Below are 20,403 nucleotides of genomic sequence, written 5' to 3'. Positions count from 1 at the left end.
GTGTCCTTGGAGTAGTTAACCATCATTCGGCGTCATGACGCGGCAGACGTGTAGCCTGTCCTTGATGTCCCCCTCCCTCCCGCCCTCCTCCCGCTCGCGGCTGAGCGGAGGCAGCGCCATCGGCCGCGAGGCCCCGCCGACCACCGTGGTGTGGGATCCGGCCATGACCGCCTATGACTTCGGCCCGACCCACCCCATGGCGCCCGCGCGTCTGGAGCTCACGGCCCGGCTGGCGCAGGATCTGGGCATCCTGTACCGCCCGCACCTCACCGTGCTGGCCCCGGACCTGGCGACGGACGAGGAACTGGCCAGGGTGCACAGCCGGTCTTACATCGAGTCCGTCCACCGTGTGTCCGAGGATCCTGCCTCCCCGTTGCCGCTCCTGGGCCTGGGCACCGAGGACGATCCGGCGTTCGCCGGGATGCATGAGGCCGCTGCCCGGCTGGCCGGCGCCTCGCTCCTGGCCGCGGACCGGATCCTCTCCGGTGACGCCGTGCACGCCGTGAACTTCGGCGGCGGGATGCATCACGCCGCGCGGGACAAGGCGAGCGGCTTCTCCATTTACAACGACGCGGCCCTGGCCATCACCCGCCTCCTGGACGGTGGCCTGGAGCGTGTGGTCTACATCGACGTCGACGCTCATCACGGCGACGGGACGCAAGGCATCTTCTGGAACGATCCTCGGGTCCTGACGGTCTCCCTGCACGAATCGGGGCAGACGCTCTTCCCCGGGACCGGCTTCGCCAATGAGACGGGCGGGCCGAATGCCCCGGGCGGCGCCGTGAACATCGCCGTCCCCGCGGGGACGGCCGATGCCGGCTGGCTGAGAGCGTTCCACTCAGTGGTCCCGGCGGTGGTCCGGGAGTTCGGGCCGCAGGCGATCGTCAGCCAGCACGGCGCGGACTCGCACCGGGACGATCCCCTGAGCAATCTCGAAGTGACCGTGGACGGCCAGCGGGAGGTCATGAACTCCGTGGCGGCCCTGGCCCAGCGGCACTGCGGCGGCCGCTGGATCGCCACAGGCGGTGGCGGGTACAACGTGCACTCCGTGGTGCCGCGGTCCTGGACCCATCTGGTGGCCATCGCCAGCGGGCGTTCTCTGCCGGTCTCCACGCCCGTGCCCGAGGGCTGGGCGGAGAAGGTGCGTCAGGACTTCGGCGTGGCCGCCCCGGAGACCATGGGCGATGGCGTGGACATCTGGTGGCGTTCCTGGGAGACCGGCTACGACCCCTCCAACCCGGTGGACAGGAGCATCATGGCCACCCGGAAGGAAGTCTTCCCGCTCTTCGGCCTGGATCCCTGGTTCGACTGAGTTCTATTCCCCAGGCGGCATGTCTCACGCGCTTCACACAAGGATGCCGTGAAGGACATATAACGCTAGGGTAGGGGCATGGTGGTTGAGGACATCTTCGCAGTCATTGCCGAGCCGACCCGGAGGGAGATCCTCCAGGCGCTGCGGTCCGGGGACCGGGCCGTGGGGGAGCTGGTGGAGGAGCTCGAGACCAGTCAGCCCACTGTGTCCAAGCATCTGAGAGTCCTCCGGGAGGCGGGCCTGGTGAGCATGCGCGCCCAGGGGCAGAAACGGTACTACTCGCTGGAGCGGGAGCCTCTGCTGGCAGTCCAGGACTGGGTCGGCGGGCTCACTGGCGCCGGCCGCCCGCAGCGCCAGCCGGCACCGACGACGCCGGGCCACGCACCCGCCGCTGAGACCGTCCCCCGCAGCCGGCCGGCGTCGTCCCCGGTGACGCCGATTCGTCCGGGCACCGGGAGCACGCCCGCCCTTCGCCCCGGTGTGCAGCCCGGCGTCGAGCAGGGTGCCGTGGCGGTCACCGGACAGCAGCTGGGCCGTGCGGCGACCCGCGCCGCGACCCGTGCTGCCGAGGTACTGGCGAACCTCCCGAAGCTCGGCCGGAAGAAGTAGTCCGCGAGGGCGGGCGTCAGACCAGAACGGCCTGCAATCCCAGGAACACCGTGTCCCCCACGGTCAGGCCGAGGGCGCGGGCCTCGCCGCGCGTGACCACCACGTTCACCGGTGCGGCGTCCGCGGAGCCGTTCAGTTCGACCTCCAGGCGGACCTCGAATCCCACGCGCGTGCTGCGTGCGATTCGCCCGGCCACGGCCCCGGGCACCTCCTGGCGGAAGACCTCCAGGTCGTGCGGGCGGACCAGCCGGCCCTGGAACTCGGTGACCGGGCCCAGGAAGCCCAGGACGAAGTCGTTGGCGGGCTGGTCGTAGAGCTCGTCCGGCGTGCCGACCTGCTCCACCCGGCCCTGATTGATCACCACGATGTTGTCCGAGACCTCCAGGGCCTCCTCCTGGTCGTGGGTGACGAAGAGCGTCGTCACGTGGACCTCGTCATGCAGCCGGCGCAACCAGTCGCGCAGTTCCTTGCGGACCTTGGCGTCCAGGGCGCCGAACGGCTCGTCCAGCAGCAGGACGCTGGGCTCGATGGCCAAGGCCCGGGCGAGGGCCATGCGCTGCCGCTGTCCGCCGGAGAGCTGGGCCGGGAGCCGGTCCGCGAACTGTGTGAGGTGGACCAGCTCCAGGAGGGAGTCCACCTTTTCCTTGATGCGCGCCTTGGGCAGCTTGCGGATCTCCAGGCCGAACGCGATGTTCTTGGCCACGGACATGTGCTTGAACGCGGCGTAGTGCTGGAACACGAAGCCCACATTGCGCTTCTGGGCGGGCAGGTGGGTGGCCTCCTGACCGCTGATGGTGATGCTGCCGGAATCGGCGTTCTCCAGACCGGCGATGATGCGAAGCAGCGTGGACTTGCCGCCGCCGGACGGGCCGAGGAGAGCCGTCAGCTGGCCGCTGGGGATCTCCAGGTTGATGTCCTGCAGGGCCACGAAGTCGCCGAAGTTCTTGTTGATGCCGGAGACGGTGATGCTCATGAACGGTGCTCCTTGGGGCGGAGGATGGTCACGACCACCAGAGCGGTGATGGCGGTCAGGACCAGGAGGAAGGCGGCCGCGTAGGCGCTGGCCTCGTCGAAGTTGCCGTAGCGGTTGGCTACCAGGAGGGTGGCCGTCTCGCCGTTGAAGGAAGCGCCCTGGCTGACGATCTTCACGGCGCCGAACTCGCCGAGCGCACGGGCCAGGGACAGCACGACGCCGTACACCAGCGCCCATTTGATGGCCGGCAGCGTGATGCGCCGGAAGGTCTGCACGGCTCCAGCACCAAGGCTGCGGGCCGCGAGCTCCTGCTCGGTCCCGATCTCCTCCAGCACCGGCACGATCTCGCGGATCACCAACGGCAGCGAGACGAACGTGGTGGCCAGGACGATGCCCGGCGTGGAGAACACGATCTGCCAGTCCAGGGACTGCAGCAGCGGCCCGAACCGGCCCTGATTGGAGCTGTACGCCAGCACCAGGGCCAGGCCCACCACCACGGGGGAGACGGACATGGGCAGATCCACCAGGGCGGAGAGCAGGCGACGCCCCGGGAAGGAGTACCGGACCAGCAGCAGGGAGATGCCCAGGCCGAACACCGCGTTCAGCCCCACGGCCCAGAGTGCGGCCGTGAAGGTCAGGCCGAACGCGTAGAGGAACGCCGGGTCGGAGATCCGGGTCACGAAGGCGTCCCAGCCACCCGTGTCGCCGACCGGCGCGAAGGTCCGCAGGACCACCAGGGACACCGGCCAGACCACCAGGAAGAACAGGTAGACGATCACGGCGAGGCGGAGGATGACGCGCAGTGGCCGATTGCCGCCGTGCCGCCCCGGGGTGCGGGGTGCACGACGGCGGCGCGGTGGCGTGGTCGCGGCGGTCGCCGTCGTCGGGCGGCCGGCGGAGGCGTTGCCGGGTGCCGTGTCCGCCGTCGACGTGCGCGGGGCCGGGGAAAGGTCGGTCTCAGCCACGGCGGGCCACCTTCCGTTGCAGGATGTCCAGTGCCACGAGCACCACGAGTGACACCACCAGCAGTACCAGGGCCACGGATGCCGCGCCGGCGCGGTTGTCGCCCTCGATGAACTTGAGGATCTTCAGGGACGCCACCTCGGTCTCGAACGGCGTGTTACCGGAGATGAGCACCAGGGCACCGAATTCGCTGATGGCCCGGGCGAAGGCCAGCGAGGCTCCCGCAGTGATCGCGGGGATCAGCGCCGGCAGGAGGACCCGGCGGAAGGTGGTGAAGCGGCCGGCACCGAGCGACGCCGCGGCCTCCTCCACGTCCTGGTCCAGTTCGATCAGCACGGGCTGGACGGTGCGGACCACGAACGGCAGGGTCACGAACAGCAGCGCCAGGAAGATGCCCTGCTGGGTGTTCACCACATTGATGCCCAGCGGGCTCTCCGGGCCGTAGAGGCTCAGGAGGACCAGGCCGGCCACGATGGTGGGCAGGGCGAACGGGATGTCGATGATGACCTCCAGCACGGCCTTGCCGGGGAAGCGGTCCCGGACCAGGACCCAGGCGATCGTGGTGCCCACCACCACGTTCACGAGGGCGGCGCCCAGGGCTTGCAGCACGGTCAGCCGCAGGGCCGCGAATGTCTCCGGATCCGTGATGGTGCCGATGAACTGCTGCCAGCCGCCCGCCGTCGAGCTCAGGACGATGGCGGCCAGCGGGATCAGCACCAGGACGCTGAACCACAGCAGCGCGAGTCCCAGGCCCGCGGCGGCGGGGCGGGTCAGCGTTTCAGGCTTCATGACGTGCGGGACCTACTTCTTGACGGCGGCGGCGCGCAGCTGGTCGATGAGGGCGCCGTCCGCGAAGAACTTCTTGTCCACGGCGGCCCAGCCGCCGAAGTCCTTCCCCACGGTGAGCAGCCGGTCCGGGGTGGGGAACGGGTTGGAGGGGTCGTTGGCGCCCTGGACGTCGGTCTTCACGCCGTCGATCACCGGGCGGAACCCGGCCTTGGCGGCCTGGGTCTGGCCGTCCTTGCTCAGGACGAAGTCCAGCCAGTCCTTGGCTTTGGGGTCCGCCTTGCTCAGCACGGCGCCCGGGTTCTCGATCAGGAGGGTGTCCTTGGGGACGATGTAGTCGTAGTCCTTGCCCTTCTGGCGGGCCAGGATGGCCTCGTTCTCATAGGAGATCAGGACGTTGCCCACCTTCTTGTCGAAGGCCTCCGTGGCCTCGCGGCCGCTGCCGGCCCACTGGGTGACATTGGCGAACACCTTGGTGACGAAGTCGGAGGCATCCGCGGCCGACTTGCCGGTGGCGAGCTCGTGGCCGTAGAGGCCCAGGATGTTCCAGCGGGCGGAGCCGGAGGACTTGGGGTCCGGAGTGATGACCTTGACGTCAGGCCGGGTGAGGTCTTCCCAGCCGGTGATGTGCTGCGGGTTGCCCTTGGGGACCACCAGGACCACCACGGACTCCGAAACAATCCCCTTGGTGGAGTTGGTATTCCAGTCCGGGGACACCAGGCCCGCCTTCACCAGACGGGTGACGTCGCTCTCCAGGGAGAACTGGACATAGTCGGCCTTGGCGCCGGCGGCCACTTTGCGGCTCTGGTCACCGGAGGCGCCGTAGGAGCCGCTGAAGGTGACACCCTTGCCGGCCTCGGTCTGCTGGAACTTGGCCTCGGCGGCCTTGTTGGCGGTCTCGGCCACGGAGAATCCCACGAGGGAGAGCTGAGGACCGGAGGCGCCGGCAGCGCCACCGCAGGCGGTCATGCCGAGGACTGCTGTGACAGCGGCGGCGGTGACGGCCAGGCGGGACTTCCAGGTCTTCATCTTCGGTTCCTTCATCGGTGGTGCCGCGGAGCCGGCCGTGTAGGAGCACGGGCCGGGCTCGAGCGGGGTGACAACCGCCGCGGATCCGGGCGGTTGCTGGCAAATGTACCCAGCCCCGTGAGCGCCGTCGCGTCCGGGTGTCATATAGGTCTCCGTGTGTAGTTGCGTGACCCCGGGCGTCCACAGGGAAGTCATAAACGGATGCCGTGCTTGCGGCCTCCTGGGGGCCGACCTATAGTGTGGGACCATGACGAAGCGTTGGTATGCGTATTTTGCTGTGGCTCTGGAGGGCCCACGGCTGTAGCCGCGCATACACACCTTCAGAGCTCACAGGGCAGGGATGCATTCCCTGCCCTTCGTCATTTCGACGGGCTCTGAAGCCAGGGTCCGTCTCATAGACAAGGACCCCCATGAACGCAGCAGCCCAGACTCTCAGCACCTCCGGCCAGGACTTCGCCGGGCGCACCGCGTACGCACCGCTGCCCACAGCCACCGAACTGCGCGATCTGCTGCCGGTGGACGCGGACGGCGCCGCCGTCGTCGAGCGCTCCCGTGACGAGGTGCGCGCCGTGCTCAACGGCCTGGACGACCGCCTGCTGGTGGTAGTGGGTCCCTGCTCGGTGCATGACACGACGGCGGGGCTCGAGTACGCGCGCCGGCTCGCCGCGGAGGCGTCCCGGCACCGCGAGGATCTGCTGGTGGTCATGCGCTGCTACTTCGAGAAGCCACGGACCACGGTGGGGTGGAAGGGCCTGATCAACGATCCGGGGCTCGACGGCGGCCACGACATGGCGCGGGGCCTGTCCGAGGCGCGTGGGTTCCTGCGGGACGTCACCGCGCTGGGCCTGCCCACCGCCACCGAGTTCCTGGAGCCGTTCAGCGCACCGTACCTGGAAGACCTGGTCAGCTGGGGAGCGGTGGGCGCCCGCACCACGGAGAGCCAGGTGCACCGCCAGATGGCGGCGGCCCTGGACCTGCCGATGGGGTTCAAGAACGCCACGGACGGCACGGTCTCCCATGCGATCGACGCCTGCCAGGCCGCTTCCGCCGCACAGTCCTTCCTGGGGACGGACCTGGACGGCCGCACGAGTGTGGTCCATGCCCCAGGCAACCGGGACGGGCACGTCATCCTGCGCGGCGGCGCCTCCGGGCCCAACCACCGGGCCGAATCCGTGGCCGAGGTGTCGGCAGCCCTGACCGCCCGTGGCGGGAACCCGCGCGTCGTGATCGATGCGAGCCATGGCAACAGTGGCAAGAACCACCACCGTCAGGCCGAGGTGGCGCTGGAGATCGCCGCGCAGCTGGAAGGGGAGCGGACTGCGGACGCCATCGCCGGGGTCATGCTGGAGAGCTTCCTGGTGGGTGGCGCCCAGAAGTTCGACCCGGCCGACGGGCCCGAAGCCCGTGACGAACTGGTGTACGGCCAGAGCATCACCGACGCGTGCATGGAATGGGACGTGACCGCTCAGGTGCTCGACGCCCTCGCCGAGGCCGTCCGCAACCGCCGGGACGGCTGAGGCGTCTCACAGGCTCTTCCGAGGGGACGCCCATGTTTCCGCGATTCCCATCTTTCACAATGGACAGGTGAGACACTAGAGTAACTAGCACTCAGGGGGGAATCACCTCAGTTCCGACACGCCGCGCACCTGCGGCGGGGGCAGCAGCTATAGGCATGGAGGGGGAGGCCGGACGTGGCCAACTTTGCGAACACCGACTTCCTCACGGTCGCGGAAGTCGCTGAGCAGATGCGCGTGTCCAAAATGACCGTGTACCGGCTCATCCACTCGGGAGAGCTGCCCGCGGTCCGTTTCGGGAAGTCCTTCCGTGTCCCGGAGAGCGCCGTGGAGGAGTACGTGAAGGCGGCGGCCACCGGCCGTCACACGGAATCCGCCTGAGAAGACGTTTCCGCCGCAACGGGCCGGCCCTCCCGCGAGTTCGGGGGAGCTTGCCGGAGGCGGTACCCTGTTAAGGAACGTTTTACGTCATCGCAAAACAGCGTCCACCGATTCTTCGGGTTCACCGGGGACTATCGGGCAGGCGCGCATTACCGTAAGGAACTTCTGTGGGTTCAGTTATCAAGAAGCGTCGCAAGCGCATGGCCAAGAAGAAGCACCGCAAGCTGCTTCGTAAGACTCGCCACCAGCGTCGCAACAAGAAGTAGAGATACTTCGCAGGCGTTCAGGCCCGGAACCGTTTGGTTCCGGGCCTGGTGCTTTAAGTGGTGCCCGACGGCGAGTGGTCGGCTTGGGTGCCGCATGAGGTTCCCACGCGGCTTAGACACCCGCTTACGCTCGTTCCTCGCTTCAGCGTGCGATGCGCCGCTTTCGGGAACCTCACGCGGCTTGTGGCAGGTCACCTCGTGTCGGGGCGGGGTTAAGCGATCAAGCTGGACCTGGCTCGGTGCCGGGCTGGGGCCTGCGGTGGGGGAGTGGGAAGGGACCGCACGTGGCGGCCGTTCCGTGGCCACTCGTCATCAGGGTCATTTCCTTTACGAAACCAGGTCTGCGCGCGCGGCAAGGAAGCAACGGCGCACGGCGTCGTGCGTTTTCAAAAGCGGCGCATCGCGCGACAGAGCGAGGGACGAGCGACGGAGCGTGTCTAAGCCGCGTGGGGACCCTCAGCCCCGCACGGGGCCAAGATCAACGCCGGGTGCCGCGGGCGTGGTTGAGGCCCCTCCAGAGGCCGTACACCGCTCCGCCCACGGTGGCCGCCTTCAGCCCGAACGTCGCCGCGCGCCTTCCCGAACGGAAGTCGTAGACCGGCCAGTTCGTGGCCTTCGCGTGGCGGCGCAGGCCGGCGTCGGGGTTGATGGCCACCGGGTGGCCCACCATGCTCAGCAGCGGGATGTCATTGTGCGAGTCGCTGTACGCCCAGCACTCTGCCAGGTCCAGACCCTCCGCCTCGGCCAGCGCGCGGGCGGCGTCGGCCTTCGCCTCGCCGTGCAGGATGTCGCCCACCAGGCGGCCGGTGTACACGCCGTCGACCACTTCCACCCGGGTGCCGAGGGCGCCCGTGAGCCCGAGGCGGCTGGCGATCGGCTGGGCGAGCTCGTACGGGGTTGCGGTGATCAGCCAGACCCGGCGTCCGACGCGCAGGTGCTGCTCGGCGAGTGCCCGCGTGCCGGGCCAGATCTTCCCGGAGATGGTCTCGTCGAACACCTCATCGCCCAGAGTGGCGACGTCCTCGGCCCGGATGCCCGCCGCGACCTGCATGCCCCGGTCCCGGATGCTGTGCACATCGGACAGGTTCTCGCCGCGGACGCTGAACTTGAGCTGCTGCCACGCGAAGCCGAGGATGTCCCGCGCGGTGAACACCTTGCGCTGGTACATCTTGCGGGCGGCGTGGAAGATGCTGGCGCCACGGATCAGGGTGTTGTCCACGTCGAAGAACGCAGCCTCATGACGGTGCAGATCGGCCACGGAGACGCTGGAGGCGGACTCGTTCCGCGTGCTGGCCATGATGCTGAGTCTATCCAACAGTCGCGAACTGTCAGTTCGGAGCGCACGATGTGCTCCTGGGGCGGGCAGGGCGCTACGGTAAAGGAATGCGGGTCCCAGAGCTTCTTCTCATCACCAAGCGGGACTGCCATCTGTGCGAGGCGGCCCGCCGGACCGTGGGCGAGGTGGCCGGCCGGTTGGACGTCCCCTGGCGGGAACGGCTGATCGACGACGACGACGCGCTCCGCTCGCGCTTCTCCGACGAGGTTCCCGTGGTGCTCATCGACGGGGTGCAGCGCGACTTCTGGACCATCGATGCGGTCCGTCTGGAACGGAAGCTGCGCGAAGCGCAGCAGGCCTGAACAGGTCCGTGCCCATGCGTAAGAAGGAAGCCCAGCCGGCCAGCCGCCAGGGGATCGCACTGCCTGCGGCGCCCGGCGCGGACGCGCCCCTCACCGAAGTCGTCCGGGACGCCCCCGTCAAGCAGATCCCGCCGGCCGCCGTCGCGCGCCTGACCCTGTATCTGCGCGCGCTCAACGCGCTGACCGGCGACGGCGTCGAACGGATCTCCTCCGAGGCGCTCGCCGAGGCGTCGGGTGTCAGCTCGTCCACGCTGCGCAAGGATCTCAGCTACATCGGTTCGCATGGCACCCGCGGTGTCGGCTACGAGGTGGGCTACCTCAACCGGCAGATCGCCGCGGCACTCGGCCTCACGCTCGACTGGAAGGTCGCCATCGTCGGTGCCGGCAACCTCGGCAGGGCACTGGCCCGGTACGGGGGCTTCCAGTCTCGCGGCTTCGAGATCGTGGCGATCTTCGACGCCGACCCGTTGCTGGTGGGGCACGAGATCGGCTTCCTGCGGGTGAGTGATGTGCTGAGCCTGGAGACCGTTCTGGCCCAGACGGGCGCCAATATGGCCGTGCTCGCCCTCCCCACGTCCGTAGCGCAGGAGATGTGCGACCGGGTGGCGGCTGCCGGGGTCAAGAGCATCCTGAGCTTCGCGCCCGTCAACCTGCAGGTGCCGGAAGGCGTGAATCTGCGCAAAGTGGACATGGCGACGGAGCTTCAGATCCTGGCATACCACGCGCAGCGCCTGGTCAATTGACGTCAGCGGTGTGACTGGAAGCGCTGGAAGCGCTGGTGGTCCCGGACGAGCTTGGCGTTGGCGAAGTAGGCCGCGGAGAGGGGCATCCAGCTCAGGACGATGGCCGCGACGCCCACGATCACCTGGGCGGCGTCGAACAGGTTGGACGAGAAGAGGCCGGCGAGGGAGATCGCCGCGAACACCGTTCCCAGCACCCGGGCCCAATGGCGGCCCCGGCGGATGAAGACCGCCACCATCGTGTACAGACCGATGCTGATCAGCTGCACCACCACGAGTGCGCCGATGGTCACCGGGACCATGGCGTCACGCATCGAGGAGGTCAGAGTCTCGCCGGTCTGGGCTTCCGCCTGGCGGATCCCCTGGTCGATCAGCGCGTTGAAGTCCAGGTGGGTGTAGGTCCAGACCGTGCCGAGCACGCCGAGCAGCGCGGCCGCGAGGATGAGCCAGTACGCCCAGTGGAGGGTCCTCGGCCGTGGCATCGGCGTGGGCGGGTCCATGGGTGCGAACTGTGCGGCCTCATGCCCGGGCCAGGGCTGCGGGCCCCAGCCAGGCTGCTGTCCGCGGCCTCCGCCCCCAGGCAGCTGGCGGTACGGCCAGGCTGTTTGCGCCGCGTGCGCCGCTTGTTCCCGGGCATGCCGGTCCCGTTCCGCTTGTTCCCGCGCCCGGTACTGCTCGTACGGAGAGGGCAGTCCGAGATCGGCCGAGCGGAGCCCGTACTGCGGGGGAGCGGGCCGCTGCGGACCGGCGTCCGGCGTCTGAGGCCCGGCCGGTCCCGCCTGCGGGTCCTGCGGCGTCTCATCGGGTCCGTGGTCCGGGGTGCCCGGCTGCTCGGTCATGGATGTTTCCTCACTGGGACCCGGGGCCCCGACGGACAAGGGCGGGGCGCCGGATGCGCCCCGCCCTTGCGATTCTGTGGTTCCGGCTGTGCGGCTCAGAATTTAGGACGGCTGAAGTACCAGTTGCTGTCCCTCAGGTACAGCAATACGATGCCCGCCACGCCCAGCAGCGTCACGATGATGCTCAAGGGGTTCAGGCCCAGCAGGCGGACCAGGGAGATCGCGGCGAACACGGTCCCGAGGATGCGGGCCCAGTTGGCACCGCGGCGGATGAACAACGCCACCAGCAGGTAGAGGCCGAGCGAGATGATCGAGACGATGATGATCATGGTGGCGACGATCGACTTGAGCGTTGCGGGGTCCACGGAACCGCGGCCGGAGGCCTGGGCCTGACGGATGGCCACTTCAATCTGACTGGAGTCGAGCTGGGTCAGTGCTAGGAGGGTCGTGAGCGTGCTCAGGACGCCGGCTGCGATGATCAGCCAGAAGGCGATCTCCACCTTCGCCGGACGTGCCGGACGCTCCTGGATCCCGCTGTAGGGGCTGGCGCTGGGCCACACGGGCTCGCCGCCCTGTGCGCCAGGGTAGCTTGGTGTGCCGGGGTAACCGGGGCCGCCTTGGTAGCCCTGACCGGGCTGGGAGCCGTAGGGAGAGTTCCCGTACTGCGGCGGTGTGCCGTACTGAGGCCCGTTCCCGTACTGTGGCCCGTTCCCGTACTGCGGCGGTGTGCCGTACTGGGGGTACTGCGGCGGCTGCGGAGCTCCCTGCTGAGGAGGCCCGTACTGTGGCGCAACGGGGGGCTGCCCCGGACCCGGCTGCTGCGGGTTTCCAGGCTCTTCAGGTGTACTGCTCACGTCGGCTCCTCACCTTGCGGCATGGATGGGGGCGACGGCCGGATCCCGGTGTCAGTCCCACCGTATCCCGCCTCCCGGCCGCGGTCCCCAGTCTCAGGGATGATCTTCAGGCGAAGTGCTTCTGCGACTGGGGCATCCACATCAGGACGGCGCCGGCCACCGTCGCAGCGGAGGAGACCGCGGTCAGATTCAGGGTCGCAAGCTCCACGAAGAAGGCGATCACGGCGAGTGCGCCCAGGACGGTCAGCACGATCCGGGCCCAGCGGGACCCTTCCTTGAGCCGGATGGCGACGAAAATCACCGCGGCGCCCCAGATGATCCCCCAGATCAGGCTGCCGATCGCCGCTCCCGCCATGATGCCCGTGTAGGCACCCAAGGCCGCAGTGGCGATGAAGATGTTCAGGATGGAGAAGATGATGCCGAGCACGGCACCGCCCGCCCACAGCCAGTAGGAGTACGTCAGCTGCTGCGGGACGCCGGTGACGTCCAGGAGCCGCTTCTTGAGGTTGCTCAGATCGAATCCGAACGTGTTCCGGGCCGGCGCTGCATAGCCGAGGCCCGCGGGAGGTTCATTGCCGGATGCGGCGCTTGATGCGCCAGGATATTGGCTGCTCATGATGCTCACTCTAGAACTGTCCGCCCGGCACAGACAGGCCCGGCGGCAGACTTTCGCCTGAGCGCAATGAATCCGTAACCCCTTTGTCTCAAAACCCCTTGTGAAATGGAGGAACGGCCTTAAATGCACTGCCCGACGACGCCGTGCGGCGTCGTCGGGCAGTCACTCTTCAGCTCCGGCCGTCTTCAGACGGCCGGGGGCCGCGGCCTCAGTTGGCGGCGGGGGCGATGAAGGAGAGCTCGAGGTTGATCTTGACCTTGTCGGAGAGCAGGACGCCACCGGCCTCGAGAGCGGCGTTCCAGGTCAGGCCGAACTGCTTGCGGGAGATGGTGGTCTCGGCAGAGATGCCGGCGCGGGTGTTGCCGAACGGATCCACGGCCACGCCGCCGAACTCGGTCTCGAAGGTCACGGGGACGGAGATGCCCTTGATGGTCAGGTTGCCGTTGAGCTTGAAGTCCTCACCGGCGCCCTCGATGGAGGTGGAGGTGAAGGTCAGGGTGGGGTACTTCTCCACGTCGAAGAAGTCCTCGCCCTTGACGTGACCGTCGCGGTTGGCGTCGCCGGAGGAGATGCTGGCGGACTGGATCGTGGCGTCCACGGTGGCGTCGTTCTCGGTGACGGTGACGGTGGCGGCCAGCTCACCGAAGGTGCCGCGCACCTTGGAGATACCTGCGTGGCGAACGGTCCAGGCGGCCTCGCTGTGGGAGGCGTCCAGGGTCCAGGTGCCGGCGGTGAGGTTGGTGGGGATGCTCATGGGGTTCTCCTTGGGAGGTCGGTGTTCAGCTGTCTCATGGGGATTGATTGAAGTCTCAACCAATCGCGTTGCATCCAGTATAAACATGCAAATGCATCTTTTGTTCCCGGTTCCGGGAAATTTTTTGTGAACGTCTTCCAGCTATCCGGTGGGCGGCGCCCACGAGCGGACCTCGGCGATGGTTCCCGGAGGCGGGCGATTCATGGCGGATTCACAGCCGGTCCGGGGGCCGCTCTGGCCGGAGGTGTCCTTAAACTCTGAGAAAATGGAGCCATGCCCCATGCAACCGTCCATCTGATGCGCCACGGCGAGGTCCACAATCCCGACGGAGTCCTCTACGGCAGGCTCCCCGGATTCCACCTCTCCGAACGCGGCTACAAGATGGCGGACCGGCTGGGCGAGTACTTCGCCGCCCAGCGCGACGCCGGGGCGCTCATCACGCATCTGGTGGCGTCCCCGCTCCTGCGCGCCCAGGAGACGGCGGCCCCCACCGCCACGGCCCTGGGGCTTCAGATCGAGACGGACGAGCGGGTCATCGAGGCGGAGAACCATTTCGAGGGACTCAAGGTCAACCCGCGCGAGCTGGCCAGACCCCGGCACTGGCCCTATCTCGTAAACCCCCTCCGCCCCTCCTGGGGCGAGGCCTATGCGCAGCAGGTGGAGCGGGTCATGGCCGCGGTGCAGCAGGCGCGGCAGACCGCCGTCGAGCGCGGAGGCCCCGGCGCGGAGGCCGTCATCGTCAGCCATCAGCTGCCCATCTGGTCCACCCGCCTGGCGGCCGAGGGCCGCCGCCTGGCCCACGACCCCCGCAAGCGCGAATGCACCCTGACCTCGCTGACCTCGCTGACGTTCGACGACGGCGGGCGGCTGACGGGCGTGACGTACCGAGAACCGGCCGCCGACCTCCTGGTGGGCGCCTCCACCACTCCGGGAGCCTGAGCATGACCGACGAACGTTTCCAGGACGACCGCGCCCCGCGCACCGGGCTGAGCCGTCGGCAGGCCTTCGGTATGGTGGGCGCCGGTCTCCTGGCACTGGGCCTCTCCGCGTGCAGCCAGGACGACACCCTCGCGAAGCAGGCCCGCGCCGGGGACAACAAGAACTACGTGGGCGGCGACGGCACCGTGACCGAGTTCGCCAAGGACCAGCGCAAGGGCACCAAGGACTTCACCGGGGTGCTCTTCGACGGCGCCCAGGTCTCGGAGAAGGACCTGGTGGGTTCCGTCACCATCCTGAACTTCTGGTTCGCCTCGTGCGCCCCGTGCCGGCTGGAAGCGCCCGAACTGGTCAAGCTGCACACCGAATTCGCCCCCAAGGGCGTGAAGTTCTACGGCGTGAACGTGCGGGATGAGAAGGCCACCGCAGAGGCCTTCGAGAAGTCCTTCGGCATCACCTACCCCAGCTTCAACGACAAGGATGGCCAGGTCCTCCTGGCCATGGCCGGCATCGTTCCGCCGAACAGCGTCCCGGCCACCCTGGTCCTGGACAAGCAGGGCCGCGTCAGCGCCCGCGTGGTGGGCGAGCTGGAGGGCGGCACCATGAGGACGCTCATCCAGACCGTCCTGGCGGAGTGACCCGGTGCCCAACAACCCCTTCGCCGAGACCGTCCTCAACGGCTCCCTGATCCTGGCGGTGCCCGTGGCGCTGCTGGCGGGGCTGGTGTCCTTCCTCTCGCCCTGTGTGCTGCCACTGGTCCCCGGGTATCTGGGCTACGTCACGGGCCTGACCGGGGTGGACCTCGCCGAGCAGAAGCGCGGGCGCATGTTCGCCGGTGTGGCGCTGTTCGTCCTGGGCTTCGCCGTGATCTTCGTGCTCCTGGGCGGTGCCTTCGGCCAGATCTTCGCCTTCCTGGCGGTCCCGTCCCAGCAGCAGCTGGTGACCCGCTGGCTGGGTGTGGTGGTGGTCCTGATGGGCGTCATCTTCCTGGGCGGCTTCGACTTCTTCCAGCGCAACGCCAAGCTCAAGGCCAGGCCGCCGGCAGGCCTCTGGGGTGCGCCGCTGCTCGGCATCACCTTCGGCCTGGGCTGGGCGCCCTGCATCGGCCCCACCTACTCCGCGGTCCAGCTCCTGAGCCTGTCCGGCGGGTCCACCGCGGCCAAGGGCGCGCTCCTGGCCTTCGCCTACAGCCTGGGCCTCGGCATCCCCTTCCTGCTCATCGCGCTGGCCGTGCGCCGCGGCATGGGCGTCATGAAGTTCTTCCGCCAGCACAAGCTGGCCATCCAACGGCTCGGCGGGCTCATGCTCATCGGCCTCGGACTGCTCATGGTGAGCGGCCTCTGGGGTGAATGGACCGTGCAGCTGCAGACCTGGTTCCAGAACGAGGTGAAGCTGCCCATCTGAGGCGACGCACATGGCACACAGACACGAGATGATTCAAGGACGGGGAACGGGCACGGATGACTGAGACGGTGAAGAAACCCAAGCGGGGCCGGAAGCCCGAGGGTGCGTCGTCCTCCCGCCAGGACGTCGCCGTCCCCGCGCTCGGGCCGATCGGCATGCTCCGCTGGGCGTGGACCCAGCTGACCAGCATGCGGACCGCACTCCTCCTGCTCCTGCTCCTGGCGGTGGCCGCGGTGCCCGGCTCCCTGTTCCCGCAGCGCCCGGCGAACCCCGCCGTGGTCACCCAGTACCTGAAGGACCACGCGGACTACGGCCCATGGCTGGACAAACTCCAGCTCTTCGACGTCTATTCGTCCTACTGGTTCTCCGCGATCTACCTGCTGCTCTTCATCTCCCTGATCGGCTGCATCATCCCGCGGGCCAGGGCCCACTGGAAGGCTCTCCGCACCGCCCCGCCGCGGACCCCGCGCCGCATCTCCCGGCTGCCCCAGTACGGCACCCTGGTGATCCCGGCCGCCCAAGGCGCCACGGCGTCGTCGGCGCTTGCGGACGCCGCCGCGGTGCTCAAGGGGCGCCGCTACCGCGTGGACACCCGCGACACCGACGGCGAACGGCCGCATCTGGGCGCGGAGGTCGGCTATGTGCGTGAGATCGGCAACCTGGTGTTCCACACCTCGCTGGTGGGCGTGCTGGTGTCCGTGGCGATCGGCGGCCTGTTCGGCTACAGCGGCCAGCGGACCCTGGTGGAGGGCGAGACCTTCGTCAACACCCTGGTGGGCTACGACCAGTTCAGCCCCGGCACCGACTTCCAGTCCGCCTGGCTGAGCCCTTACTCCGTGCAGCTGGACAAGTTCGACGTCCGCTACGACCGGGAGTCCGTCAAGCAGTTCGGCCAGCCGATCGACTTCAACGCCTCCGTGACCACCAAGGACTCCCCGGACGCCCCGGCGCAGAAGCAGACACTGAAGGTCAACGACCCGCTGGAGATCGGCGGCACCGGCCTCTACCTGGTGGGCAACGGCTACGCCCCCGTGATCACGGTCCGGGACGGTAAGGGCAATGTGGCGCTCCAAGGTCCCGTGCCGGCCATTCCCACCGACGCCGTGTACACCTCCACCATGGTCATCAAGGTCCCCGACGCCCAGCCGGACCAGCTCGGCTTCGTGGGGTTCTTCCTGCCTGCCGCCCAGCTGAACGATGCCGGCATCGCCTACAGTGCCGACCCGGACCCGCTCAAGCCCCAGCTGAACCTGAACTCCTACTACGGTGACCTGGGCCTGAACAGCGGCAGCCCGCAGAACGTCTACAACCTGGACGTGAAGAACCTCAAGCAGCTCAATGGCCGCGATCTGCCGGCCAAGGGCATCGTGCTGGACGCCGGCCAGACCTACAAGCTGCCGGACGGCAAGGGCTCCATCACCTTCGACGGTCTCAAGCGCTTCATCGCGATCGACATCCGTCACAACCCCGGCCAGGTCCCGGCGCTGATCTTCGCGCTGGTGGCCGTGGGCGGTCTGGTCATCTCGCTCTACACCGGACGCCGCCGCGCCTGGGTCCGCACCGGGACGGCCGAGGACGGCCGCGTCATGGTGGAGTACGGCCTCCTGGCCCGCGGCGAGGACCACGGACTGGCGCGGGAGACCGCCCGGATCCGCAAGGCATTGCAGGAACGCTGGGGCCTGGATGGCCCGGCCGGGGGAAGCACCGCGGGGACACCGGCGGATAATGGATAAGAACGCGGCCGCGCTTCAGCACGGGGCGGCATCACAGGGAAAGGCAGACTCATGCCAGGGCTGAATTTCGAACTCGGTTCGTACAGCGAGCTCTTCATGCTGCTCGCCGCGGGCACCTACACGGTGGCGTTCATCGCCTTCGCCTGGGACCTCGCCAAGAGCAGCGCCACGCTGCGCGCGATCGACGAGCGCGCCGCACGCCAGCAGGGCAAGGCGACCGTGACGGTGGCCGCCAAGCAGCTGGTGGGCGCCGGCGCACCCGCCGCGCCGTCGTCGGGCACCGGCTCCGCATCAGGTACGACGGCGGTCACCGCCGATTCGTCCATGCGGTACAGCGGCGAACGCCGCGCCCCCGCCCGGGTGGCCGTGGCGCTGACGATTCTGGCCGCGCTGATCCATGGCGCGGGCGTCATCAGCCGTGGTTTCGCCGCAGGACGCGTGCCGTGGGGCAATATGTACGAATTCCTCACCACCGGCGCCTGGCTGGTGGCCGTGGTGTTCCTCCTGGTGCTGCTGCGCCGCGATCTGCGTTTCGTGGGCACCTTCGTGATGGCGCTGGTGATCATCATGCTCGTGGCGGCCTCCGTCGCGTTCTGGACGCCTGTGGGCCACCTGGTCCCCGCTCTGCAGAGCTACTGGCTGGTCATCCACGTGTCCATCGCAGTGCTGTCCTCCGCGCTGTTCACTCTGACGTTCTCCATGTCCGTGCTGCAGCTTCTCCAGTCGCGCCGTGAGGGCCAGCTGGCCCTGGGACGCGACGACAAACTCATGTTCATGCGCCTGGTGCCGGACGCCCTGAGCCTGGAGAACTTCAGCTACCGCATCAACACCATCGCGTTCGTCGGCTGGACGTTCACCCTGATGTTCGGCGCCATCTGGGCCGAGAAGGCCTGGGGCCGCTTCTGGGGCTGGGACACCAAGGAAGTGTGGACGTTCGTGATCTGGGTGGTCTACGCCGGCTACCTGCACGCCCGGGCCACCCGCGGCTGGACCGGCACCCGTGCGGCCTGGCTGTCGATCGTGGGCTACCTTTGCGTGGTGTTCAACTTCACGATTGTGAACCAGTACTTCAACGGCCTGCACTCCTACTCGGGGCTCTGAGCCCTCAGCTGTTGCGGTGCGGTCCGTCCTGATGAGGGCCCGTTCCGTTCTGACCGGGCCCATTCTCACCTGGAGCGCCGTCCTCGCCATCGCGGGGGCGGCGTTCTTTGTTCTCCCGCTCCCGCTGCTCGAGTTCGCGGCGCAGGTCCTCGAGGCGCTTGGCTTCGGCCTGGTTGCGGCGCTGCTGTTCCAGATTGCGCAGGAACTGGGGGTCATCGTCCGGGCCGACGGGGCCGGAGCCGGCGGCCGGACCGCGGTTCTGGGCGGGGCGGCCACCGGCCGAGGCGGCGCTGATCCGCGGCCGGCCGAGCGCGAACCACAGCACGGCGCCGATGAGCGGGAGCAGGATGAGCACCACGATCCACACGCCCTTGGGCACGCCCCGGACCTCATCCGGTTCGGAACGGATGCAGTCGATGATGGCGTAGATCCAGACGGCCACGAGCAGAACGGTGATGATGACGCGAGGCATCCACCAAGTCTAGTGAGCGAGGGGCCCCAGTCCGAGCCTTCGCTGAGACAGTGGGTTTCCGCTGAAACAGTGGGTTTAGACCACTGTTTCAGCGGAAACCCACTGTCTCAGCGCCGGATTCACGCTCGAGGTGGCGGAATGGTGGCGGAATGGTGGCGTGGATCCGGCCGGGGCCAGGCCCGGGGAGCGCCCAGGAATGGCCGGTAGAATGGATCCGTGGCGAATCTGAAGTACCTCTTGATCCGTGTGGCCCTGTTCGCAGTGGTCCTGACCATCTGCCTCTTCCTGAAGATCGGCCTGGTCCTCGGCGCGGTCTTCGCCGCCCTCATCTCCTTCTGCCTGGGTTACCTGTTCTTCAGCCGCCAGCGCGACAGCGCTGCCACCCAGCTGGCCGGCACCTTCGGCGGACGCACCCGCAACAGCCGTGCCGAGAAGGACGCGGCGGCGGAGGACGCCGTCGTCGACGGTGCTGCGGACGGCCCGGCGGAGAGCAAAGCCTGAAAACCCCTGCCTTAACGGAAGATCCCCGGCGCCGCAGCGCCGGGGATCTTCCGTTTTCACGGGGAAATCGCGCGGGGCGCCTCAGACGCCGTGCGCCAGAATCATCGCCACCGCGAACAGTGCGGCGTAGCCGAGGTTCAGCATGCCGGTCTGCTGCAGCACCGGGATGAGCGCCTTGCCCGTGCGTCCGGAGAGCATGAGCCAGCAGGGCAGCAGCGCCGCGGGGATCAGCAGGAGCACCAGGAGGATCCACAGGTTCTGCGGGGCCAGGATCACCACCGAGAGAATCGCGACGGCGACCATCAGCACGTAGCTGCGGCGAGCCAGGCGGTCGCCCAGCCGGACCGCCAGGGTGTGCTTGCCGGCCACCTTGTCCGTCGGGATGTCACGCACATTGTTGGCCATGAGCACCGCACAGGCGATCAGGCCCGTGCCCACCGCACCGATCGTGGCCGCCAGGCTGATCCGCCCCGCCTGGGTGTACGTGGTGCCCAGCGTGGCCACCAGGCCGAAGAACACGAACACGAACAGCTCGCCCAGGCCCTGGTAGCCGTACGGGTTCTTGCCGCCCGTGTAACCCCAGGCCGCGATGACGGCGCCCAGGCCCACCAGGATCATCCACCAGGTCTGAGTCAGCAGGACCAGGCCCAGACCGGCCACCATGGACAGTCCGTAGCAGGCCAGCGCGGCCTTGAGCACGGACTTGGCGCGGGCGGCGCCGGAGCCCACCAGACGGAACGGGCCCACCCGGTTCTCATCCGTGCCGCGGATGCCGTCCGAATAGTCGTTGGAGTAGTTCACGCCGATCTGCAGCAACAGGGCCACGACGGCGGCGAGCACGGCGTTGAGCAGGTTGAAGCCGTGCAGCTGGTAGGCGGCGGCGCTGCCGATCACCACAGGCGCGATGGCGGCTGGAAGGGTGCGGGGGCGGGCCCCCTGGATCCACTGGCCGGCTGTAGCCACGGTTACCTCTCGCTGGACG

The 20,403-nt window shown here is 68.4% G+C and carries 24 protein-coding genes; 13 read left to right on the top strand and 11 right to left on the bottom strand.

Annotated elements, in window-relative coordinates; genetic code table 11:
- Positions 1 to 163: 163 nt before the first annotated feature.
- Both Q9R02_RS10330 and Q9R02_RS10325 read left to right on the top strand, forming a co-directional pair.
- Positions 164 to 1,312 (top strand): acetoin utilization protein AcuC, encoded by a 1,149-nt coding sequence (locus tag Q9R02_RS10330; RefSeq protein ID WP_425279260.1) that lies wholly within the window; start codon positions 164 to 166, stop codon positions 1,310 to 1,312.
- A gap of 78 nt (positions 1,313 to 1,390) precedes the next feature.
- Positions 1,391 to 1,921, top strand: a complete 531-nt coding sequence (locus Q9R02_RS10325; protein WP_305996600.1) for an ArsR/SmtB family transcription factor — start codon at positions 1,391 to 1,393, stop codon at positions 1,919 to 1,921.
- A 16-nt stretch (positions 1,922 to 1,937) separates the two neighbouring features.
- On the opposite strand, the gene Q9R02_RS10320 is transcribed toward Q9R02_RS10325, so the two are convergent.
- Genes Q9R02_RS10320 through Q9R02_RS10305 form a run of 4 tightly spaced genes read right to left on the bottom strand, consistent with a single transcriptional unit; the run spans position 1,938 to position 5,672 of the window.
- Entirely contained in the window at positions 1,938 to 2,894 is a 957-nt protein-coding gene (locus tag Q9R02_RS10320; protein ID WP_305996599.1) for a sulfate/molybdate ABC transporter ATP-binding protein, read from the bottom strand.
- Entirely contained in the window at positions 2,891 to 3,859 is a 969-nt protein-coding gene (locus tag Q9R02_RS10315; RefSeq protein ID WP_305996598.1) for a sulfate ABC transporter permease, read from the bottom strand. The genes Q9R02_RS10320 and Q9R02_RS10315 overlap by 4 nt, the downstream gene beginning before the upstream one ends.
- Positions 3,852 to 4,646 carry a sulfate ABC transporter permease subunit CysT gene (gene cysT / locus Q9R02_RS10310; protein WP_305996597.1) on the bottom strand — a complete coding sequence of 265 codons (795 nt, stop codon included), beginning with the start codon at positions 4,644 to 4,646 and terminating at the stop codon, positions 3,852 to 3,854. Before cysT ends, Q9R02_RS10315 begins: the two co-directional genes overlap by 8 nt.
- 12 nt (positions 4,647 to 4,658) lie before the next feature.
- Positions 4,659 to 5,672, bottom strand: a complete 1,014-nt coding sequence (locus tag Q9R02_RS10305; RefSeq protein ID WP_305996596.1) for a sulfate ABC transporter substrate-binding protein — start codon at positions 5,670 to 5,672, stop codon at positions 4,659 to 4,661.
- Positions 5,673 to 6,082: 410 nt separating this feature from the next.
- Here Q9R02_RS10305 and Q9R02_RS10300 point away from each other — a divergent pair, with 410 nt between their 5' ends.
- The 3 genes from Q9R02_RS10300 (at position 6,083) to Q9R02_RS10290 (ending at position 7,833) form a co-directional block, all read left to right on the top strand.
- Positions 6,083 to 7,189: a 3-deoxy-7-phosphoheptulonate synthase gene (locus tag Q9R02_RS10300; protein ID WP_305996595.1), complete on the top strand. Its 1,107-nt coding sequence runs from the start codon at positions 6,083 to 6,085 to the stop codon at positions 7,187 to 7,189.
- A 174-nt stretch (positions 7,190 to 7,363) separates the two neighbouring features.
- Positions 7,364 to 7,567: a helix-turn-helix domain-containing protein gene (locus Q9R02_RS10295; protein WP_305996594.1), complete on the top strand. Its 204-nt coding sequence runs from the start codon at positions 7,364 to 7,366 to the stop codon at positions 7,565 to 7,567.
- Positions 7,568 to 7,734: 167 nt separating this feature from the next.
- Positions 7,735 to 7,833, top strand: coding sequence for a 30S ribosomal protein bS22 (locus Q9R02_RS10290; protein ID WP_003792170.1), 99 nt, complete (start codon positions 7,735 to 7,737; stop codon positions 7,831 to 7,833).
- A gap of 478 nt (positions 7,834 to 8,311) precedes the next feature.
- Here Q9R02_RS10290 and Q9R02_RS10285 read toward each other — a convergent pair whose 3' ends face one another.
- A complete protein-coding gene (locus Q9R02_RS10285; protein WP_305996593.1) occupies positions 8,312 to 9,130 on the bottom strand; it encodes an HAD family hydrolase in 819 nt (272 codons plus the stop codon).
- A gap of 86 nt (positions 9,131 to 9,216) precedes the next feature.
- Here Q9R02_RS10285 and Q9R02_RS10280 point away from each other — a divergent pair, with 86 nt between their 5' ends.
- Both Q9R02_RS10280 and Q9R02_RS10275 read left to right on the top strand, forming a co-directional pair.
- Positions 9,217 to 9,471: a glutaredoxin family protein gene (locus tag Q9R02_RS10280; RefSeq protein ID WP_305996592.1), complete on the top strand. Its 255-nt coding sequence runs from the start codon at positions 9,217 to 9,219 to the stop codon at positions 9,469 to 9,471.
- Between the two features lie 14 nt (positions 9,472 to 9,485).
- Positions 9,486 to 10,214 (top strand): redox-sensing transcriptional repressor Rex, encoded by a 729-nt coding sequence (locus Q9R02_RS10275; RefSeq protein WP_305996591.1) that lies wholly within the window; start codon positions 9,486 to 9,488, stop codon positions 10,212 to 10,214.
- Positions 10,215 to 10,216: 2 nt separating this feature from the next.
- Here the strand turns inward: Q9R02_RS10275 and Q9R02_RS10270 are convergent, their stop codons facing one another.
- The 4 genes from Q9R02_RS10270 to Q9R02_RS10255 all read right to left on the bottom strand — a co-directional run bounded on the left by Q9R02_RS10270 (position 10,217) and on the right by Q9R02_RS10255 (position 13,274).
- Positions 10,217 to 11,050, bottom strand: a complete 834-nt coding sequence (locus Q9R02_RS10270) for a hypothetical protein (protein ID WP_305996590.1) — start codon at positions 11,048 to 11,050, stop codon at positions 10,217 to 10,219.
- A gap of 95 nt (positions 11,051 to 11,145) precedes the next feature.
- Positions 11,146 to 11,904, bottom strand: coding sequence for a hypothetical protein (locus Q9R02_RS10265; protein ID WP_305996589.1), 759 nt, complete (start codon positions 11,902 to 11,904; stop codon positions 11,146 to 11,148).
- Positions 11,905 to 12,010: 106 nt separating this feature from the next.
- Complete coding sequence (locus tag Q9R02_RS10260) at positions 12,011 to 12,520, bottom strand: hypothetical protein (protein ID WP_305996588.1); 510 nt, start codon at positions 12,518 to 12,520, stop codon at positions 12,011 to 12,013.
- A gap of 208 nt (positions 12,521 to 12,728) precedes the next feature.
- Complete coding sequence (locus Q9R02_RS10255; protein WP_305996587.1) at positions 12,729 to 13,274, bottom strand: YceI family protein; 546 nt, start codon at positions 13,272 to 13,274, stop codon at positions 12,729 to 12,731.
- A gap of 273 nt (positions 13,275 to 13,547) precedes the next feature.
- Between Q9R02_RS10255 and Q9R02_RS10250 the strand changes: the two genes are divergently transcribed.
- From Q9R02_RS10250 to ccsB, 5 genes are read left to right on the top strand one after another with little or no spacing between them, the layout of a single operon-like run.
- Positions 13,548 to 14,213 (top strand): histidine phosphatase family protein, encoded by a 666-nt coding sequence (locus Q9R02_RS10250; protein ID WP_305996586.1) that lies wholly within the window; start codon positions 13,548 to 13,550, stop codon positions 14,211 to 14,213.
- 2 nt (positions 14,214 to 14,215) lie between these two features.
- The gene (locus tag Q9R02_RS10245; protein ID WP_425279258.1) at positions 14,216 to 14,848 is read left to right on the top strand and encodes a TlpA family protein disulfide reductase; all 633 of its coding nucleotides are present in this window, start codon (positions 14,216 to 14,218) and stop codon (positions 14,846 to 14,848) included.
- 4 nt (positions 14,849 to 14,852) lie between these two features.
- Positions 14,853 to 15,614 carry a cytochrome c biogenesis CcdA family protein gene (locus Q9R02_RS10240; protein ID WP_305996585.1) on the top strand — a complete coding sequence of 254 codons (762 nt, stop codon included), beginning with the start codon at positions 14,853 to 14,855 and terminating at the stop codon, positions 15,612 to 15,614.
- Positions 15,615 to 15,670: 56 nt separating this feature from the next.
- Entirely contained in the window at positions 15,671 to 17,347 is a 1,677-nt protein-coding gene (gene resB, locus Q9R02_RS10235) for a cytochrome c biogenesis protein ResB (protein WP_305996584.1), read from the top strand.
- Positions 17,348 to 17,398: 51 nt separating this feature from the next.
- Positions 17,399 to 18,448 (top strand): c-type cytochrome biogenesis protein CcsB, encoded by a 1,050-nt coding sequence (ccsB, locus tag Q9R02_RS10230; protein ID WP_305996583.1) that lies wholly within the window; start codon positions 17,399 to 17,401, stop codon positions 18,446 to 18,448.
- A gap of 4 nt (positions 18,449 to 18,452) precedes the next feature.
- Here ccsB and Q9R02_RS10225 read toward each other — a convergent pair whose 3' ends face one another.
- On the bottom strand, positions 18,453 to 18,920 hold the full coding sequence (locus tag Q9R02_RS10225; RefSeq protein ID WP_305996582.1) for a PLDc N-terminal domain-containing protein: 468 nt from the start codon (positions 18,918 to 18,920) through the stop codon (positions 18,453 to 18,455).
- A gap of 216 nt (positions 18,921 to 19,136) precedes the next feature.
- Between Q9R02_RS10225 and Q9R02_RS10220 the strand changes: the two genes are divergently transcribed.
- Entirely contained in the window at positions 19,137 to 19,421 is a 285-nt protein-coding gene (locus tag Q9R02_RS10220) for a DUF4229 domain-containing protein (protein ID WP_305996581.1), read from the top strand.
- An 81-nt stretch (positions 19,422 to 19,502) separates the two neighbouring features.
- Here Q9R02_RS10220 and Q9R02_RS10215 read toward each other — a convergent pair whose 3' ends face one another.
- Positions 19,503 to 20,384 (bottom strand): 1,4-dihydroxy-2-naphthoate polyprenyltransferase, encoded by an 882-nt coding sequence (locus Q9R02_RS10215; RefSeq protein ID WP_305996580.1) that lies wholly within the window; start codon positions 20,382 to 20,384, stop codon positions 19,503 to 19,505.
- Positions 20,385 to 20,403 lie beyond the last annotated feature (19 nt).

Source organism: Arthrobacter horti (assembly GCF_030731045.1).
GTDB lineage: Bacteria > Actinomycetota > Actinomycetes > Actinomycetales > Micrococcaceae > Arthrobacter_E > Arthrobacter_E nanjingensis.
Note: the sequence above shows the minus strand (reverse complement) of the source record. Positions and strands in the feature narration are given on the sequence as shown.

Excerpts from the sequence above, each read along its gene's own strand:
- Q9R02_RS10330 (WP_425279260.1), top strand. The coding sequence starts at position 164 with ATGACCGCCTATGACTTCGGCCCGACCCACCCCATGGCGCCCGCGCGT.
- Q9R02_RS10325 (WP_305996600.1), top strand. The coding sequence starts at position 1,391 with ATGGTGGTTGAGGACATCTTCGCAGTCATTGCCGAGCCGACCCGGAGG.
- Q9R02_RS10320 (WP_305996599.1), bottom strand. The coding sequence starts at position 2,894 with ATGAGCATCACCGTCTCCGGCATCAACAAGAACTTCGGCGACTTCGTG.
- cysT (WP_305996597.1), bottom strand. The coding sequence starts at position 4,646 with ATGAAGCCTGAAACGCTGACCCGCCCCGCCGCCGCGGGCCTGGGACTC.
- Q9R02_RS10305 (WP_305996596.1), bottom strand. The coding sequence starts at position 5,672 with ATGAAGACCTGGAAGTCCCGCCTGGCCGTCACCGCCGCCGCTGTCACA.
- Q9R02_RS10300 (WP_305996595.1), top strand. The coding sequence starts at position 6,083 with ATGAACGCAGCAGCCCAGACTCTCAGCACCTCCGGCCAGGACTTCGCC.
- Q9R02_RS10285 (WP_305996593.1), bottom strand. The coding sequence starts at position 9,130 with ATGGCCAGCACGCGGAACGAGTCCGCCTCCAGCGTCTCCGTGGCCGAT.
- Q9R02_RS10280 (WP_305996592.1), top strand. The coding sequence starts at position 9,217 with ATGCGGGTCCCAGAGCTTCTTCTCATCACCAAGCGGGACTGCCATCTG.
- Q9R02_RS10275 (WP_305996591.1), top strand. The coding sequence starts at position 9,486 with ATGCGTAAGAAGGAAGCCCAGCCGGCCAGCCGCCAGGGGATCGCACTG.
- Q9R02_RS10270 (WP_305996590.1), bottom strand. The coding sequence starts at position 11,050 with ATGACCGAGCAGCCGGGCACCCCGGACCACGGACCCGATGAGACGCCG.
- Q9R02_RS10260 (WP_305996588.1), bottom strand. The coding sequence starts at position 12,520 with ATGAGCAGCCAATATCCTGGCGCATCAAGCGCCGCATCCGGCAATGAA.
- Q9R02_RS10255 (WP_305996587.1), bottom strand. The coding sequence starts at position 13,274 with ATGAGCATCCCCACCAACCTCACCGCCGGCACCTGGACCCTGGACGCC.
- Q9R02_RS10250 (WP_305996586.1), top strand. The coding sequence starts at position 13,548 with ATGCCCCATGCAACCGTCCATCTGATGCGCCACGGCGAGGTCCACAAT.
- Q9R02_RS10245 (WP_425279258.1), top strand. The coding sequence starts at position 14,216 with ATGACCGACGAACGTTTCCAGGACGACCGCGCCCCGCGCACCGGGCTG.
- resB (WP_305996584.1), top strand. The coding sequence starts at position 15,671 with ATGACTGAGACGGTGAAGAAACCCAAGCGGGGCCGGAAGCCCGAGGGT.
- ccsB (WP_305996583.1), top strand. The coding sequence starts at position 17,399 with ATGCCAGGGCTGAATTTCGAACTCGGTTCGTACAGCGAGCTCTTCATG.
- Q9R02_RS10225 (WP_305996582.1), bottom strand. The coding sequence starts at position 18,920 with ATGCCTCGCGTCATCATCACCGTTCTGCTCGTGGCCGTCTGGATCTAC.